Annotated in this window: 3 protein-coding genes, 1 pseudogene and 1 CRISPR repeat array (1 of these 5 running past the window's edge); all 4 genes and pseudogenes read left to right on the top strand. The window is 45.1% G+C overall.

All coding sequences use genetic code 11. The features are described from left to right. A pseudogene (locus SAPGRDRAFT_RS23625) lies at positions 1 to 285 on the top strand (IS4 family transposase); the annotation flags it as partial. Continuing rightward, positions 282 to 431, top strand: a complete 150-nt coding sequence (locus tag SAPGRDRAFT_RS23620; protein WP_253271351.1) for a hypothetical protein — start codon at positions 282 to 284, stop codon at positions 429 to 431. The pseudogene SAPGRDRAFT_RS23625 and the gene SAPGRDRAFT_RS23620, both read left to right, overlap by 4 nt. Positions 432 to 1983: 1552 nt before the next feature. Next, the gene (locus SAPGRDRAFT_RS16255) at positions 1984 to 5286 is read left to right on the top strand and encodes a T9SS type A sorting domain-containing protein (RefSeq protein ID WP_002660316.1); all 3303 of its coding nucleotides are present in this window, start codon (positions 1984 to 1986) and stop codon (positions 5284 to 5286) included. 731 nt (positions 5287 to 6017) lie between these two features. Further along, positions 6018 to 6416, top strand: coding sequence for a DUF7793 family protein (locus SAPGRDRAFT_RS16250; protein ID WP_037350404.1), 399 nt, complete (start codon positions 6018 to 6020; stop codon positions 6414 to 6416). A gap of 272 nt (positions 6417 to 6688) precedes the next feature. Further along, a CRISPR array of direct repeats spans positions 6689 to 17319; the repeat unit is 36 nt; unit sequence ATACTAAACCCTTTGCAGGCGAAGCAGCATTGAAAC; it runs 7042 nt beyond the window's last position.

Below are 17319 nucleotides of genomic sequence, written 5' to 3'. Positions count from 1 at the left end.
CTTCACATGGCTCTACTATATGGTCGAGAAAGCTTTCATTATCATGGCTTAGGAGGTGTTCAGCTTTACAATCGATATAAAAATAGAGTAACTTGTAAGGAGGCTGAAAATAGAAATACGGGTCATTTTAGAGGTGAAATTACGAGGTGGAAAGTAAATGTAGAAGAGACAGAATCTGCGTTAAAAGTGATTAACGACCTAATTGATATTTTACATGTTTGTGATCGAGAAGGAGATGTTTATCCCATGATGGAAAGTTTTTCAGGCAGCATATTAAGTTCTTGATTCGGTCTCGAACAGATAGACGAGCAACGATTTGGGAGGATGGCAAAAAGATTCCATTATGTGATGTCTTTGAACATTATCCAGCAGATTTTGAGACGACAGAAACGGTCAAGAGTAGCCGTAAAAACTTAACGGGAAGAAGCTAGTTATTCGATCTAAAAAAGTGACTTTTGCCGTTCCAAAATCTTGTAAGTACATTCTTGGCGAACCAAGACCTAAACCAATGACAATCAATGTTATTGAGGTTTTTGAAAAGGGCAAAGGTTTTTCAAAATCTGCCGCTAGAAAAAGAATTGGAACAAAGATGGATTTCGATGACGGATCAGTCAGAAAGAATCTTAGATGCAGAAGATAGCCCTCCCCTGAGTAGAGAGACGAGAATAGTGATAGCTGGCCGTTTTCACTTTGTGTGAGAAGGGCGTTTTTTGGGGCTTCAGATTGCGGCTTCGCCTGGCGGCGCTATGGGTACTCCATGTGGTCGTTGAGGTGGAGATTGTTTAATATTTAGTGTTTCCCGTTTTTGGTGCATAGGGACAAGTCCTTAGGCGACTAGTGGCCGAATCCTAACAAGATAAAGGCCCTAATTTTATTTTAATTCTTCAAAATCGTGAACAGTCCCCTACCCAGATAGCATCCATGACCTAGCTAGATAGCAAGCAGGCCTAGCCAGCTAGCAACCAGACCTAATCAGCTAGCAACCAGACCTAGCCAGCTAGCAGCCAGACACTAGCCAGCTAGCAGCCAGACCTACTCAGCTAGCAACCAGACCTACTCAGTTAGCATCCAGACCTACTCAGCTAGCAGCCAGACATTCCCAGCTAGCAGCCAGACCTACTCAGCTAGCAACCAGACCTACTCAGCTAGCAACCAGACCTACTCAGCTAGCAACCAGACCTACTCAGCTAGCAACCAGACCTACTCAGCTAGCAGCCAGACCTACTCGGCTAGCAACCAGACCTAGCTAGCTAGCAGCCAGACCTAACTTTTGCCCTTTTTGATTTTGTTACATTATTTTTATTTTTAACAATTGCCTAACAACTGGGGGGAGGGAGCCAATCATTGCTTCGAGGCTTGTTTCTAAACAACAAGAAGTTGTTTAGGGCCCTGGGCTAAAGCCCAGGGTTGTGGACCTATGCAAAGCAGCGGGCTGAAGCCCTTGTTTGCTGATGGGGCTGGCTAAACAGCCCCCCCCTACTCTGCTTAGGTAGAGATGCTATTTTGTTTTCAGGTCCTGCGGCTTTTGAGCACTAGGCTAAAGGCCCAAATTTCATTCTAACACACAAAATCCTGAATAGTCCCTACAAATAGCTTCCCCTACTTTACAAATGCCGTTTCGCAAATTACAAATAGCTTAGCCCAAATGAAATGCTCTATTCTGAAGTTGCAGAATGGCTTAACTAAACTGCCCTATGGCCGAAGCAGAAAGATAAGCTTGAAAACAACTGCTGAGCGGCCTAGCGATGCGAAAGGGGGCGGCGAAGCCGCAGACCAAGGCCGTCAGGCCGCAGGGCCGAGCAGACCTGCGAGCCCTGAAGCGTAGCGCCGCAAGGCGAAGCCGCAGCGGAGGCCCCAAAAAAATAAAGCCGTATCAAATCCGTTTTAAATGCGGCTCGGGAAAAGCGGAAGGCCTACAAATTGGGGCAACTTGTTTATCTTTGCGGGCAGTTATTCTATTTGGTCGCTATATCAAGAACTTTCATGCCCTATTCTTCGCTACTTCTTCCGTTTCTTTTTCTGCTCTCTCCCCTATTGTTATTGGCCCAAGAGCGGCCAAGTTTTGCTTGGGGGCAAATGTTATCTAGTCAGACGCAGTATGGGGGGCAGGCGGAGGGCTTGGATCTTTATTTGGGGCCTCGGGGGGAGCTCTATTTATTGGGTTACTTTAATGGCAGCATTGATTTTAATCCGGCGGTAGATAGTCAGGCCTTGCGGAAAGCCAGGGGGAAGAACGATTTATTTGTGGCCAAATACAACCGTCGGGGGGATTTTCAGTGGGTATTGCCCTTGGGCAGTTATGGTAATGATGCGGCTCAGGCGATTGATTTGAATGCGCAGGGGGAGCTATTGGTGACGGGTTATTTTTCGGACAGTTTATATTGGTCGGAGCGGGACTATTTACTGAGTGAGGGGGAGGAAGACGTCTTTATTCTGCGCATTTCGGAGGAGGGCGAGGCCTTGGAGGCGGTTTCTTTTGGGGGCAAGGGCAGTGATCAGGGTTTAGACATCAAGGCCTACAACCACAGCATTTACATTACGGGAGAATATCGGGAAGAATTTAGTGCTTTGGGGAAGAAGCGGCCTGCCTTTGGGGGCTCGGATATTTTTGTGGGGCAGATTGAGGACTTTTCGGATTGGCGTTGGTTGCGGACCTTGGGGAGTAAGGGGGCCGATTTGAGCACGGCTCTCTCCTTGAGCAGTTTGGGAGAGCTCTATTTAGCAGGGACAGCCAAGGGGAGTTTTATTTATGACGACTTTAGTCTGGACAGTTTGCAGGCGCCAGAGAGCGGGGCGGCCCTTTTGCTCAAGTACTCCCCTTTGGGCGATTTAATTTGGAAAGAGACCCTAGCGGCCACGGCGGGGATGGAGCTAAGTGACATTGTGGTCAACTCGGTGGGAGAAGCCTTTATGACGGGGAGTTTTCGGGGAGAGCTAGGGGGGCTAAAGAGTGCGGGAGAGTCGGATATTTTTCTGGCCCAATTTCACAGAAAGGGGCGTTTGAATTGGATCAAGCGTTTTGGTGGAGTTGGAGATGATCGGGGGCAATGTATAGAAATTGTGGGGCGAAAGCTTTTGGGGATAGCGGGGCGTTTTTCGGGGCAGATTTTGGAGGGGGAGCAGCAGATTCGGGCGCAGGGCGAGCAGTCGGATCTCTTCATTGCCCAATACAGTTTTGAGGGGGACTTTAAGCGGATGCAAGCCTTTGGGGGCCCCTTATATGAGGAAGTGCAGGCCATGAAGCTCAATTTAGAGGGGCAAGTCTTTTTGACGGGCAGTTTTGAGGGGGCGGCAGATTTTGACCCCTCCCCTAGGCAGGCCTTATTGAACAGCAATGCCATACAGACCTTATTTGTGGCCCATTATCAGGCCGAGAGTTTGGCCTATGATTTTGCCTTTGCCATGGGCTATCGTTACGATGCCTCTTTATCGAGAATAGAGGCTCTTTATCCTAGGGCTTCGGGAGAAATTCTGACGGCGGTTTATTTTGAGGGGGCCCTCTCCATCAGTTCCGATAGCTTGCTCAAGAGCAAGGGGCGTTGGGGCGACATCTTGATTAGTCAGTACGATTCTTTGGGGCGTTTGCGTTGGTTTCGGCAATTTGGGGGCTTGGGGGCCGACAAGGCAGAGGCCTTATATCAGACGGCGGCGGCAGAAAGTTTTTTGGGGGGCAGTTATGGGGCCGACTTCTGTTTGTCGGACAGTCTTTGTTGGCAGGCCGAGGGCGAGCAAGACGCCTTTTTGCTCAAGTTGGATAGTTTGGGGGAGCTCCTTTGGGCTAAAGAATGGAAAAGTTTGGGGGAGGTAGATTTGCTGGCCATCAAGGAGCAGCCCAATGGGGAGCTATTAGTTTTGCTCAGTCATCGGGGGGATCGTTTAGTTTATGAGGGGCAGAGCTTATTGGACAAATCGGGATTTTTGCTTTTATCGCTATCGGTAGAGTCGGGGCGGCTCGCTTGGTTTAAAACCTTTGATTGTTTGGCGCCGAATCGGGGGCGTTTGGCCTTAGATGAGCAGGGGCAGATTTATTTGGGCTTATCCTTTTCGAAGCAGCTCAAATTGGGGCATCGGCAGAACCAGCTTTTGCGGGCTGCGGGCGAGCAGGATTTGGCCATTTTGGCTTTAGATCGGGGGGGAGATTTTCGATGGGCGCGGCTATTGGGTGGGCATTCGAACGAGCGTTTGGGCGAGCTCTTATACCTGCCTAAATTGGGGCTTTATTTGGGGGGGAGTTTTGAGGGGACGGCGGCATTTGGTCCGAGGACTCAGAAGGCTAGGGGGACTAGAGATGCCTTTTTGGTCCATTACAGCAAGGCTGGAGATTTTCGATGGCTAAAGTCTTGGGGCAGTGATCAGAAAACGAGGATTACGGCCATGGCGGCGGTAGACAGTCAGCAGATTTTATTGACGGGTTATTTTCAGGGGGAAATGCCTACTTCGGATAGCCTCATCTTGAAGACCAGCAACCTCTTGAAGTCGGATATCTTCTTGATGGAAGTATCGGCCAAGGATGCGCGCTTGAGTTGGGCCAAAGCCTTGGATGGCAGTGGGAACGACCGGACCAAAGCCTTGGTGGTCAGTAACAAAAGCAGCATTTACTTGGGGGCTTCTTTTGAGTCTCGTTTTGATGCTGACCCCAGCAAACGCGAGCGAATTTTTGAGAACAAAGGCTTGGTATCTACGGCCTTGTTGCTCAAATACCTCAACTTTGCCTTTCAGAAGCTGGAGTTAGTGGCTTTTCGGGCCAAGCGCAAAAACATCAGGGAAGTAGAGTTGCGTTGGACCACCCCTAGAGAGACCGAAAACAAGGGATTTCTGGTGGAGCGTCGTTTAGCGGGCAGTGAAGACTTTCATTTGGTGGGTTTTATTCCGGGTTTTGGCAACAGCGAGGCGCCCACCAACTATCGGTTTACGGATGTCAATGCTTTTGATGGCGACAGCTACTATCGGTTTCGGCAATTGTCTAATCATGGGCAGGAGGCCTATTCGGAGGTAGTATTTGTGCGGGGCTGGAAGAGCAAAGAGGGGGGGCAGTTGGCCATTTATCCTAATCCGGTGCAAAAAGAATTGAATTTGCGCTTTGGTCGTTTGGGTAAGAAGATGAAATCGGCAAGGATACGGATTTACGATCAGCGGCGGCGGGTCAAATTGGAATTAAAGGCGGGTTTGAGTTCTAATGAACTATTGATATTGGAGGATCTTTCTGATTTGGAGGCTGGGGCTTATATTTTGGAAATCAGGTACAACAACCGGAAGAAGCGGGAGATTGAGTTTATTAAGGCCTAGGGGCCCGCGGCCGGCCGGCTTTGCCTTGCCTGGCCGCCGCTATGCTTCGGGGCTCACAGGTCTGTTCGGCCCTGCAGGCTCCACTTCGTTTCGCCTTTGGTCTGGCCCTTTGGGCCACCCCTTCGCAGCGCTGGGCCGCTCATCTGGGGTTGGGGGGCTTTTGGGGGGATGCTTTGGCGGTTTAATTGATGAGGGGGATCCTTTTATATTATTGTAAACCACCTCCCTATTTGCGGTAAATTTGTTTGCAGATAGCAGGCGGCGCAGCCGCCGCAGGCAATAGCCAGATTTAAACGCACTCACTTTTATAGTTTGCAGCAATTTCCCGCTAGTCGGCCCTATTTTTCTCGGCCATAGCGAAGGCTATGCCCTTAAAAAATAGCTGGCCTAGCCAAAAATTCATAGCAAAGATGGCCAAAGCAGCGCGATTAAATCTGGCTGAGGGGCTGTAGCAGGGCCGCCGCAGGCGGCAGACCAAAGCGGCGCAGCCGCTGCAGGGCCGAGCGAACAGCGAGCGGCGAAATGGCCCGACCCGACCGCAGGGAGGGGCAGCCCCAAAAAAGGCGTAGAGACAATAAAAAAACAGACATCATTTAAAGGACTTACTATCAGCAGGCTAGAAAACGGGTAGGTATAATGCCTACTCCCCTACTTAGAGGCCCTTAATTTTCTTTTTTTATTTTGCGGCTTTAATGGCAAAAAAAAGAGAATATCCCTGAGGGGAGGAAGCTATGAGAACGGAAATACAATTAAAAAAGAGTTTGCTTTATATGGATGAGCAGACGGGAATTTTGGTACAGCGACTGGGCCAGGGGGCTTATTTGGAGGCAGAGGATTCTTTGGAGTGGATAGAGGCCGCCTATCAGATTCGGGGGAGTCAGCCATTATATTTTTTGGCGGACATGCGTGGATTGAGGGGGCAGTCTAAGGAAGCTAGGCGAATATCTGGGGAGAGAGACCCGCGGTTGAACATTGCTGCGGGGGCTGGATTGATTAACAATGGGGCTTCTAAAATACTGGGAAATTTTATGTTAAGTTTGAACAAAATCTCGCATCCGATTCGGTTGTTTACGAATGAGCGAGAGGCGGTAAAATGGTTATTGGAGATTAGGGAAAAGAAGGGGCATTAGATATGCTTAAGAGATGGGGAGCGAGATAGCGTAGGGCTTATTTCGCTCTTTTTTTTTGTTTGTGGTTTTGGGGAAAATGGTTATATTGGGTTTGGATTTGGGAGTTTTTGGGCTTGGGCATATTGGTTTTGGGCTTGGCTTTTACAAATCTTAAAACTTTCTTAAAATGGAAAAATGGCGTTTGGATGCTTTGCGGTATATTTCGGGGTTATATGCCTCTAATGTCGGTGCTAGCGTTCTTATGGCTTTTTAAATTATATGATAGTTTTGCTATACTAAACCCTTTGCAGGCGAAGCAGCATTGAAACACCATCTAATGTTTGGCGATAGAGAGCGATGCGATACTAAACCCTTTGCAGGCGAAGCAGCATTGAAACTATATTCGACCATGGCGGGGACTTTAAAGCCGCAATACTAAACCCTTTGCAGGCGAAGCAGCATTGAAACCTCTTTAGCACCGACATCAACGCCCGACCGCTTATACTAAACCCTTTGCAGGCGAAGCAGCATTGAAACTACGACGACATTTCTGGATGCCCAAATCTTTGCCGCTATACTAAACCCTTTGCAGGCGAAGCAGCATTGAAACTGTGGAGGCGAGTCTGAAATACTTGCATGTACCAATACTAAACCCTTTGCAGGCGAAGCAGCATTGAAACTCTTAGGTCCATTTTATATGCGTTAAATTATTGGAATACTAAACCCTTTGCAGGCGAAGCAGCATTGAAACTTTTGAGAAGTTACAACCCGCTCAAAAGCGCCGCCATACTAAACCCTTTGCAGGCGAAGCAGCATTGAAACACATTTGTTCGAACTCTTTTTGATCTAGGTAGAATATACTAAACCCTTTGCAGGCGAAGCAGCATTGAAACCTTGCTTATTTGACGCTGCATAACTTTCTGCTTTTTATACTAAACCCTTTGCAGGCGAAGCAGCATTGAAACAACCTTCCGAAATACAGTCGGCACATTGAGCGAAAATACTAAACCCTTTGCAGGCGAAGCAGCATTGAAACCGGAGTTCCTTATATCATCCGCTTTACTTCCTACAATACTAAACCCTTTGCAGGCGAAGCAGCATTGAAACACCTCAGTGAGCAGATGCTGATCGATGAGCTCAAATACTAAACCCTTTGCAGGCGAAGCAGCATTGAAACTACAACTTAGGTCGGAGTAAGCTGTAGGGTGAAAAAATACTAAACCCTTTGCAGGCGAAGCAGCATTGAAACAGCTTAGGTTGCTTGTATCTACAATTCCAGACACTTATACTAAACCCTTTGCAGGCGAAGCAGCATTGAAACTTCGCTACTATGTTAGCGCCACACCCGAAAAAGAGGCAGATACTAAACCCTTTGCAGGCGAAGCAGCATTGAAACTCTGCTCCCAAATATCATTGGCTATCCGAGTGCTATACTAAACCCTTTGCAGGCGAAGCAGCATTGAAACACGCCAAAACGGTCGGCAAAGCCAAGCTGCCAGAAAATACTAAACCCTTTGCAGGCGAAGCAGCATTGAAACGCCGGTAAAGAGGGTAGAAACGCCCTCTTTGTCCTATACTAAACCCTTTGCAGGCGAAGCAGCATTGAAACATTCGTAGGGAATCCGCCCATGGGCGGTGGCTGCATACTAAACCCTTTGCAGGCGAAGCAGCATTGAAACAGTTTTCAATAAAGCCCCTTATATAAACTTGTCTGTATACTAAACCCTTTGCAGGCGAAGCAGCATTGAAACCCGCATTGCTCACAGGGCTTTTTATTTTCTAGTGTATACTAAACCCTTTGCAGGCGAAGCAGCATTGAAACTTTTTTGCGAATAATGTTCTTGGGATCGAAGCCCAAATACTAAACCCTTTGCAGGCGAAGCAGCATTGAAACCTCATTACCAGACATAAAAAAAGGCCCCAATTTGATACTAAACCCTTTGCAGGCGAAGCAGCATTGAAACTTCCTTCATTTTTGGAAACTTTTTATTTTTAAAAATACTAAACCCTTTGCAGGCGAAGCAGCATTGAAACTATTTGCTTCATAAGCTGCATATGAGGTTTCTACATACTAAACCCTTTGCAGGCGAAGCAGCATTGAAACAACGTGATGCTGTTTATCGAACGACCCGACCTTATACTAAACCCTTTGCAGGCGAAGCAGCATTGAAACAAGCAATTGATTATGTCGGTATTCGATGATCTAAATACTAAACCCTTTGCAGGCGAAGCAGCATTGAAACAATATTAAAGTAGGCGTAAAATTGCTTGTAAAGGCATACTAAACCCTTTGCAGGCGAAGCAGCATTGAAACATTGGAAAAGCCAAAGGCCCTGCAACTCGAATATATACTAAACCCTTTGCAGGCGAAGCAGCATTGAAACAAGGTTGTGCGCTTAACCAAAACTCAGATCATAATACTAAACCCTTTGCAGGCGAAGCAGCATTGAAACTATGCAAGCTAGCTTTGATGAGTTTGGCGATGTGTATACTAAACCCTTTGCAGGCGAAGCAGCATTGAAACAGTTCATCGAAGAACTCAAGAAAGTAATTTAATTTATACTAAACCCTTTGCAGGCGAAGCAGCATTGAAACCAAAAGAAGCGGAGCGAGAGTTGCGACAAAGCCGCATACTAAACCCTTTGCAGGCGAAGCAGCATTGAAACATTGTGTAAATATTTCCAATAGTGCTAATAAACTATACTAAACCCTTTGCAGGCGAAGCAGCATTGAAACCCTCCAATGCTATGAGCTCCTTTTTGCTCATCTATACTAAACCCTTTGCAGGCGAAGCAGCATTGAAACCTTTTCGGCTTCTTCTAAAAGAAGCCGTTCCCCTATACTAAACCCTTTGCAGGCGAAGCAGCATTGAAACCGCCGTTAAGAAAGTAGCTTCCAAAACGGTTTGATACTAAACCCTTTGCAGGCGAAGCAGCATTGAAACCAGCTCATTTGTCCAATAGCTTTTCCCCCCTCTTTATACTAAACCCTTTGCAGGCGAAGCAGCATTGAAACACTCGTTTCAATACTTACTGAGAGAGCCCGAATATACTAAACCCTTTGCAGGCGAAGCAGCATTGAAACCAATTCATCTGGGGCCTCTTTGGCCTTTGCGCTGGGATACTAAACCCTTTGCAGGCGAAGCAGCATTGAAACAAAATTTGTCAAAAATAATGTTTGCATCTTTGGCAATACTAAACCCTTTGCAGGCGAAGCAGCATTGAAACCTAAACCATTTACCCTAGCGGCGTAGGTAAGCCGCTATACTAAACCCTTTGCAGGCGAAGCAGCATTGAAACCGTCTTGGACTTCATCGTAGAAGTACCGTTGGCCTATACTAAACCCTTTGCAGGCGAAGCAGCATTGAAACGCCGCTGATTCTAATGAGAAACTTGAAGATTCACTATACTAAACCCTTTGCAGGCGAAGCAGCATTGAAACTGCCTGTGTAGAAGGTGCTTTAACAAACACGCTGTTAATACTAAACCCTTTGCAGGCGAAGCAGCATTGAAACTATATAACATTCCGATATGCCTTTTTCATCTTTAAAATACTAAACCCTTTGCAGGCGAAGCAGCATTGAAACTATTGAAGCACTAAGAAAAGTTATCGAATTTGAAATACTAAACCCTTTGCAGGCGAAGCAGCATTGAAACGCTTGTAAAAAGCACCACCGAACTAAACAGACAGATACTAAACCCTTTGCAGGCGAAGCAGCATTGAAACCTCCTAACATTTTGCCTTTGGGGCCGCTCCAACCAATACTAAACCCTTTGCAGGCGAAGCAGCATTGAAACTGCCATAAGGAGGCCAGTTTCCTTGGCAATTTTGTAATACTAAACCCTTTGCAGGCGAAGCAGCATTGAAACTCGAACAAATCGCCTACCTAGCAGCGGTTAACCTACATACTAAACCCTTTGCAGGCGAAGCAGCATTGAAACCTGCTCCTTACCTAAAAAGAGCTTTGCCTCTTTGATACTAAACCCTTTGCAGGCGAAGCAGCATTGAAACTATATAACATTCCGATATGCCTTTTTCATCTTTAAAATACTAAACCCTTTGCAGGCGAAGCAGCATTGAAACTATTGAAGCACTAAGAAAAGTTATCGAATTTGAAATACTAAACCCTTTGCAGGCGAAGCAGCATTGAAACGCTTGTAAAAAGCACCACCGAACTAAACAGACAGATACTAAACCCTTTGCAGGCGAAGCAGCATTGAAACCTCCTAACATTTTGCCTTTGGGGCCGCTCCAACCAATACTAAACCCTTTGCAGGCGAAGCAGCATTGAAACTGCCATAAGGAGGCCAGTTTCCTTGGCAATTTTGTAATACTAAACCCTTTGCAGGCGAAGCAGCATTGAAACTCGAACAAATCGCCTACCTAGCAGCGGTTAACCTACATACTAAACCCTTTGCAGGCGAAGCAGCATTGAAACCTGCTCCTTACCTAAAAAGAGCTTTGCCTCTTTGATACTAAACCCTTTGCAGGCGAAGCAGCATTGAAACTATCTGGTTTTCTTTTAGCTGCATTTTTCTTGTTATACTAAACCCTTTGCAGGCGAAGCAGCATTGAAACGGTAAAAAAAAGGTTGTTCCACGTGGAACAATTGTATACTAAACCCTTTGCAGGCGAAGCAGCATTGAAACCCTTTCTTCTGAACAAAAAGAGCTTTGCCTCTTTAATACTAAACCCTTTGCAGGCGAAGCAGCATTGAAACCATAGGTAGCATATTTTCTTGGCTTGGGTTTGCTATACTAAACCCTTTGCAGGCGAAGCAGCATTGAAACTTCTTCCTTATTCATTTTTTAAAATTTTGGTATTTCATACTAAACCCTTTGCAGGCGAAGCAGCATTGAAACTTTTTTTATTTAAAAACTAAACAATATGGCAGACTATACTAAACCCTTTGCAGGCGAAGCAGCATTGAAACAAATTCGTAAAGAGTTGAGTTGGATTGACTACAATATACTAAACCCTTTGCAGGCGAAGCAGCATTGAAACGGTATTGGAGTCGTGATGTAATGTATAATTATTTAAATACTAAACCCTTTGCAGGCGAAGCAGCATTGAAACATTAATAGCGCTACACCAGTTGCCGCTACGGGCATACTAAACCCTTTGCAGGCGAAGCAGCATTGAAACTGCTAATAGGGCTAATATTAGCGTATCAAATTCAAGTATACTAAACCCTTTGCAGGCGAAGCAGCATTGAAACATTCGCTGTTTGCCTTTCCCATCTCCTTGTGTGTATACTAAACCCTTTGCAGGCGAAGCAGCATTGAAACGGTAATTTACAAAGGATTTGATGAAAGTTATTGGATACTAAACCCTTTGCAGGCGAAGCAGCATTGAAACCCTCAATCTCTATTGGGATTAGCTCAACAAGTTATACTAAACCCTTTGCAGGCGAAGCAGCATTGAAACAGGTATAGCTCAGAGCTATGCATAAAAAACCCTACCTATACTAAACCCTTTGCAGGCGAAGCAGCATTGAAACCTTCAATGAGCATTTTCATAATCTCATTCAATCTATACTAAACCCTTTGCAGGCGAAGCAGCATTGAAACGGCATTGTGAGCTTCGGCCTTGCCGTTCTTAGCTATACTAAACCCTTTGCAGGCGAAGCAGCATTGAAACCTACTCCCTCTACAGCCTCAATACAGCCTATGTGTATACTAAACCCTTTGCAGGCGAAGCAGCATTGAAACATTGAATAGCTAATTCTTTTTCTGCTTGTTTTTTGATACTAAACCCTTTGCAGGCGAAGCAGCATTGAAACAGCTTTTCCAACTATGACTTTGGAACTTACCAAAATACTAAACCCTTTGCAGGCGAAGCAGCATTGAAACTTTAAAACTCTGGCTTCGTACGAGGCCACATTGCTATACTAAACCCTTTGCAGGCGAAGCAGCATTGAAACTATCAGCCCCGAAGGTTTAAGAGAAAAAACGGACAGATACTAAACCCTTTGCAGGCGAAGCAGCATTGAAACTGTTCATTAGTCTAAAAATTTAATCCAGTTATATAAATACTAAACCCTTTGCAGGCGAAGCAGCATTGAAACTTTATTGGTGAAGGTAAAAACCTAATAGAGCCTCATACTAAACCCTTTGCAGGCGAAGCAGCATTGAAACGCCGATAAACTCGGCTTTGCCTGCGTCGTTTTTATACTAAACCCTTTGCAGGCGAAGCAGCATTGAAACGTTTAGCCCTTTGTTTTTACTACTCATTATTTGTATACTAAACCCTTTGCAGGCGAAGCAGCATTGAAACAGGCAATGAGGACCGGAGGTCATACTTTTCATAGGTATACTAAACCCTTTGCAGGCGAAGCAGCATTGAAACTTGATGGGGCTGTGAGCTACTAACCTGTACCTGAATACTAAACCCTTTGCAGGCGAAGCAGCATTGAAACACCTCCAGAATATTTTCCATAAGGTTCTGGTAAAGTATACTAAACCCTTTGCAGGCGAAGCAGCATTGAAACACCAGTCAATTTCCGTAGGGAGAGGGGAATTCCAATATACTAAACCCTTTGCAGGCGAAGCAGCATTGAAACTCCGCTCCTTTACTGTCCTGCTCTATGCGCTTTAATACTAAACCCTTTGCAGGCGAAGCAGCATTGAAACGCGACGTTACCAGCGTAGCGCTTAAATAGCGCTTTATACTAAACCCTTTGCAGGCGAAGCAGCATTGAAACACTCACAGTACCACCAAGAGAGTGGGGAGGGACTAATACTAAACCCTTTGCAGGCGAAGCAGCATTGAAACGTTTTAACTTTAAAAACAAAAAATGATCTCATTTAATACTAAACCCTTTGCAGGCGAAGCAGCATTGAAACATTGATGATGTAAATATTGGAAATATTTTGAATATGAATACTAAACCCTTTGCAGGCGAAGCAGCATTGAAACTGTTGATCAGGTGTGGATAATAAAGCCGGGAGAAAATACTAAACCCTTTGCAGGCGAAGCAGCATTGAAACTTCTTTTTTGGCCTTATTGATAAGGCCTAAGCTATACTAAACCCTTTGCAGGCGAAGCAGCATTGAAACCTGATACACCTATATCGCCAAAAAAGTCTTTTAGATACTAAACCCTTTGCAGGCGAAGCAGCATTGAAACTGCTGAGAGGGGGTTGTAAAATCATAGCTTATGAATACTAAACCCTTTGCAGGCGAAGCAGCATTGAAACAGCGAAGAAATAGACAAGTATAATGCAGCGGTTCAATACTAAACCCTTTGCAGGCGAAGCAGCATTGAAACTTTAACCAAAGCCTTGGCAGGGGCTTATAAAACAATACTAAACCCTTTGCAGGCGAAGCAGCATTGAAACTCCTTTTGCCATTTCAATGGCTTCGGCTGCATTCATACTAAACCCTTTGCAGGCGAAGCAGCATTGAAACTTCGCTTTATACGGCCATTAAGAAGGGCAATGTAAATACTAAACCCTTTGCAGGCGAAGCAGCATTGAAACCAGAGCGCTACGCCGAGTGGGCAGAAAGTAGAAAGGATACTAAACCCTTTGCAGGCGAAGCAGCATTGAAACCTCCATAGTGGCTTGGTAGTACTCAAGGCCCTCTGGATACTAAACCCTTTGCAGGCGAAGCAGCATTGAAACGGCGACCCCATTACTTCAACAACAAATATTTTCAATACTAAACCCTTTGCAGGCGAAGCAGCATTGAAACTAGCTCGGTTTGCGCATCGCTGCGCTCCTTGTCCATACTAAACCCTTTGCAGGCGAAGCAGCATTGAAACTTCTACCCGTTCTTATTTCATTATTCATTTGCATAATACTAAACCCTTTGCAGGCGAAGCAGCATTGAAACGCCGAGGGCTATGTACTTTGGGAGGGCGAACGCTATACTAAACCCTTTGCAGGCGAAGCAGCATTGAAACCCCATATTACTGCGGCTAACCACCATTAATTTTATACTAAACCCTTTGCAGGCGAAGCAGCATTGAAACAGCAAAGAGGAAGAAGCCCAATATCTAGAACGCTTAATACTAAACCCTTTGCAGGCGAAGCAGCATTGAAACGTCAAGCACAGCCCCAGCCAAAGCGAAGAATATAATACTAAACCCTTTGCAGGCGAAGCAGCATTGAAACAACTCCATAGCTATATTGTTTTTTAAGATTATCTAACATACTAAACCCTTTGCAGGCGAAGCAGCATTGAAACGGCGATCGTTTCGCCTTGCCCTAAGATGTCATCTAAATACTAAACCCTTTGCAGGCGAAGCAGCATTGAAACATTTATGACGAGATCATTGATGAGAAGCAATCCCTATACTAAACCCTTTGCAGGCGAAGCAGCATTGAAACAGTATTGCCTCCTGAGCATGAGGTTAAACTGCTCCATACTAAACCCTTTGCAGGCGAAGCAGCATTGAAACACTAACCGAACTATCTTACCGCTGGTTTATGCCCGCATACTAAACCCTTTGCAGGCGAAGCAGCATTGAAACGTGTCACGCTTACTTGACAGGGACTAAAATAACTTATACTAAACCCTTTGCAGGCGAAGCAGCATTGAAACTTTCATCAAAAAGAAAAGTTACGATAAACTAACATACTAAACCCTTTGCAGGCGAAGCAGCATTGAAACCCCTAAGTTTGGGTTATTAAATTTAAAGCCTTATGTATACTAAACCCTTTGCAGGCGAAGCAGCATTGAAACCTCGATGGCATTAAGCGCCATATATTCGGAATAGATACTAAACCCTTTGCAGGCGAAGCAGCATTGAAACTAGCGCTTTTATCTTGGCCTTATTACCTTTCTTTATACTAAACCCTTTGCAGGCGAAGCAGCATTGAAACTCTCCTAACGCCCCCTATTTGCCTTTTCTCTCCTATACTAAACCCTTTGCAGGCGAAGCAGCATTGAAACCGCTCCTAAAGTGTCTAAAAAAGACCCATTGAAAAAATACTAAACCCTTTGCAGGCGAAGCAGCATTGAAACTTTTTGGAGTTTTCTTAAAAATATAATTTATGAATACTAAACCCTTTGCAGGCGAAGCAGCATTGAAACGACAGAGGTTCCGGCTATACTGGAGCAAAATCTAATACTAAACCCTTTGCAGGCGAAGCAGCATTGAAACAGCTATTAGGCATAGCGTGGAGGACATTTCCACGCTATACTAAACCCTTTGCAGGCGAAGCAGCATTGAAACGAGAATACCGAGTTATTGACGCTAAAGCTAATTTTTATACTAAACCCTTTGCAGGCGAAGCAGCATTGAAACCTACTGTAATTTCAGGCAGCAACTGCTGCTGCAAATACTAAACCCTTTGCAGGCGAAGCAGCATTGAAACAGTTTCAGTACCGTTTAGGCAATCAGCGAATTGAATACTAAACCCTTTGCAGGCGAAGCAGCATTGAAACCAAATTGATGAGATTTATCACGTACCTTTTTCAGAATACTAAACCCTTTGCAGGCGAAGCAGCATTGAAACACTTTTCTTCAAAACGGTAGTGTTTATAATGGAGAAATACTAAACCCTTTGCAGGCGAAGCAGCATTGAAACATAACTTTGTGTTCAATTATGTCAGAGTTACAAATACTAAACCCTTTGCAGGCGAAGCAGCATTGAAACAATGGGAAAATTAAAGACTTGATTCATTTTATTTATATACTAAACCCTTTGCAGGCGAAGCAGCATTGAAACAAGCCTTTGATATTGTGCAAACTGGTCTAGCCAATACTAAACCCTTTGCAGGCGAAGCAGCATTGAAACTAAACTTCCATTAGAAGTAGTTGGGGGAGGGCAGATACTAAACCCTTTGCAGGCGAAGCAGCATTGAAACTTCTTTCGACTCACAGCCCATAAGCAAGCTTACCAAATACTAAACCCTTTGCAGGCGAAGCAGCATTGAAACAGTTCATTTTTTAATTTAAAAACTACAGTGGTATATACTAAACCCTTTGCAGGCGAAGCAGCATTGAAACTTTCTCAAAACAAATGGGAAAATTAAAGACTTGATATACTAAACCCTTTGCAGGCGAAGCAGCATTGAAACTTATAGTAGTGGCGTATACACGGCGCCAGTAGATGGCTATACTAAACCCTTTGCAGGCGAAGCAGCATTGAAACTACTCCATATCATTTACCTATAAAAGGATTGGTAATACTAAACCCTTTGCAGGCGAAGCAGCATTGAAACAGCTTCAAAATTCAAAATTTGAAAATTGCAATCTTATACTAAACCCTTTGCAGGCGAAGCAGCATTGAAACCTCAACTTCTTTGCGTAGGGCTTCCAATTTAAAGCATACTAAACCCTTTGCAGGCGAAGCAGCATTGAAACTGCCGTCTTCACCGAGCAGCAAGCAGTGGCCGCTATACTAAACCCTTTGCAGGCGAAGCAGCATTGAAACCTTTGTTTGTGCTGTAGCTGGCCGCATTGTCTAGGGCATACTAAACCCTTTGCAGGCGAAGCAGCATTGAAACTTTTCGGCTTGCTCGGTATATATCCCTTCAGCTACATACTAAACCCTTTGCAGGCGAAGCAGCATTGAAACCTTTTCTCTTCCTCTTCCGCAGACACAAAGTCCGATACTAAACCCTTTGCAGGCGAAGCAGCATTGAAACACCTTTACGACGTTCCATCCAACCAACCGACAAATACTAAACCCTTTGCAGGCGAAGCAGCATTGAAACAAGATTCCCCCCTTCCTATTGATGGAAATGATATATACTAAACCCTTTGCAGGCGAAGCAGCATTGAAACGCGGATGACCAATTCTGAGGACTTTAATTTCATATACTAAACCCTTTGCAGGCGAAGCAGCATTGAAACCGCTAGCACTAAAGTCCTTTGTGGCATCTACGTTATACTAAACCCTTTGCAGGCGAAGCAGCATTGAAACAAACCCGTGTTGCGTTTCGACTAACTTCTACTCCATACTAAACCCTTT

Source organism: Saprospira grandis DSM 2844, from assembly GCF_000275825.1.
GTDB lineage: Bacteria > Bacteroidota > Bacteroidia > Chitinophagales > Saprospiraceae > Saprospira > Saprospira grandis_A.
Note: the sequence above shows the minus strand (reverse complement) of the source record. Positions and strands in the feature narration are given on the sequence as shown.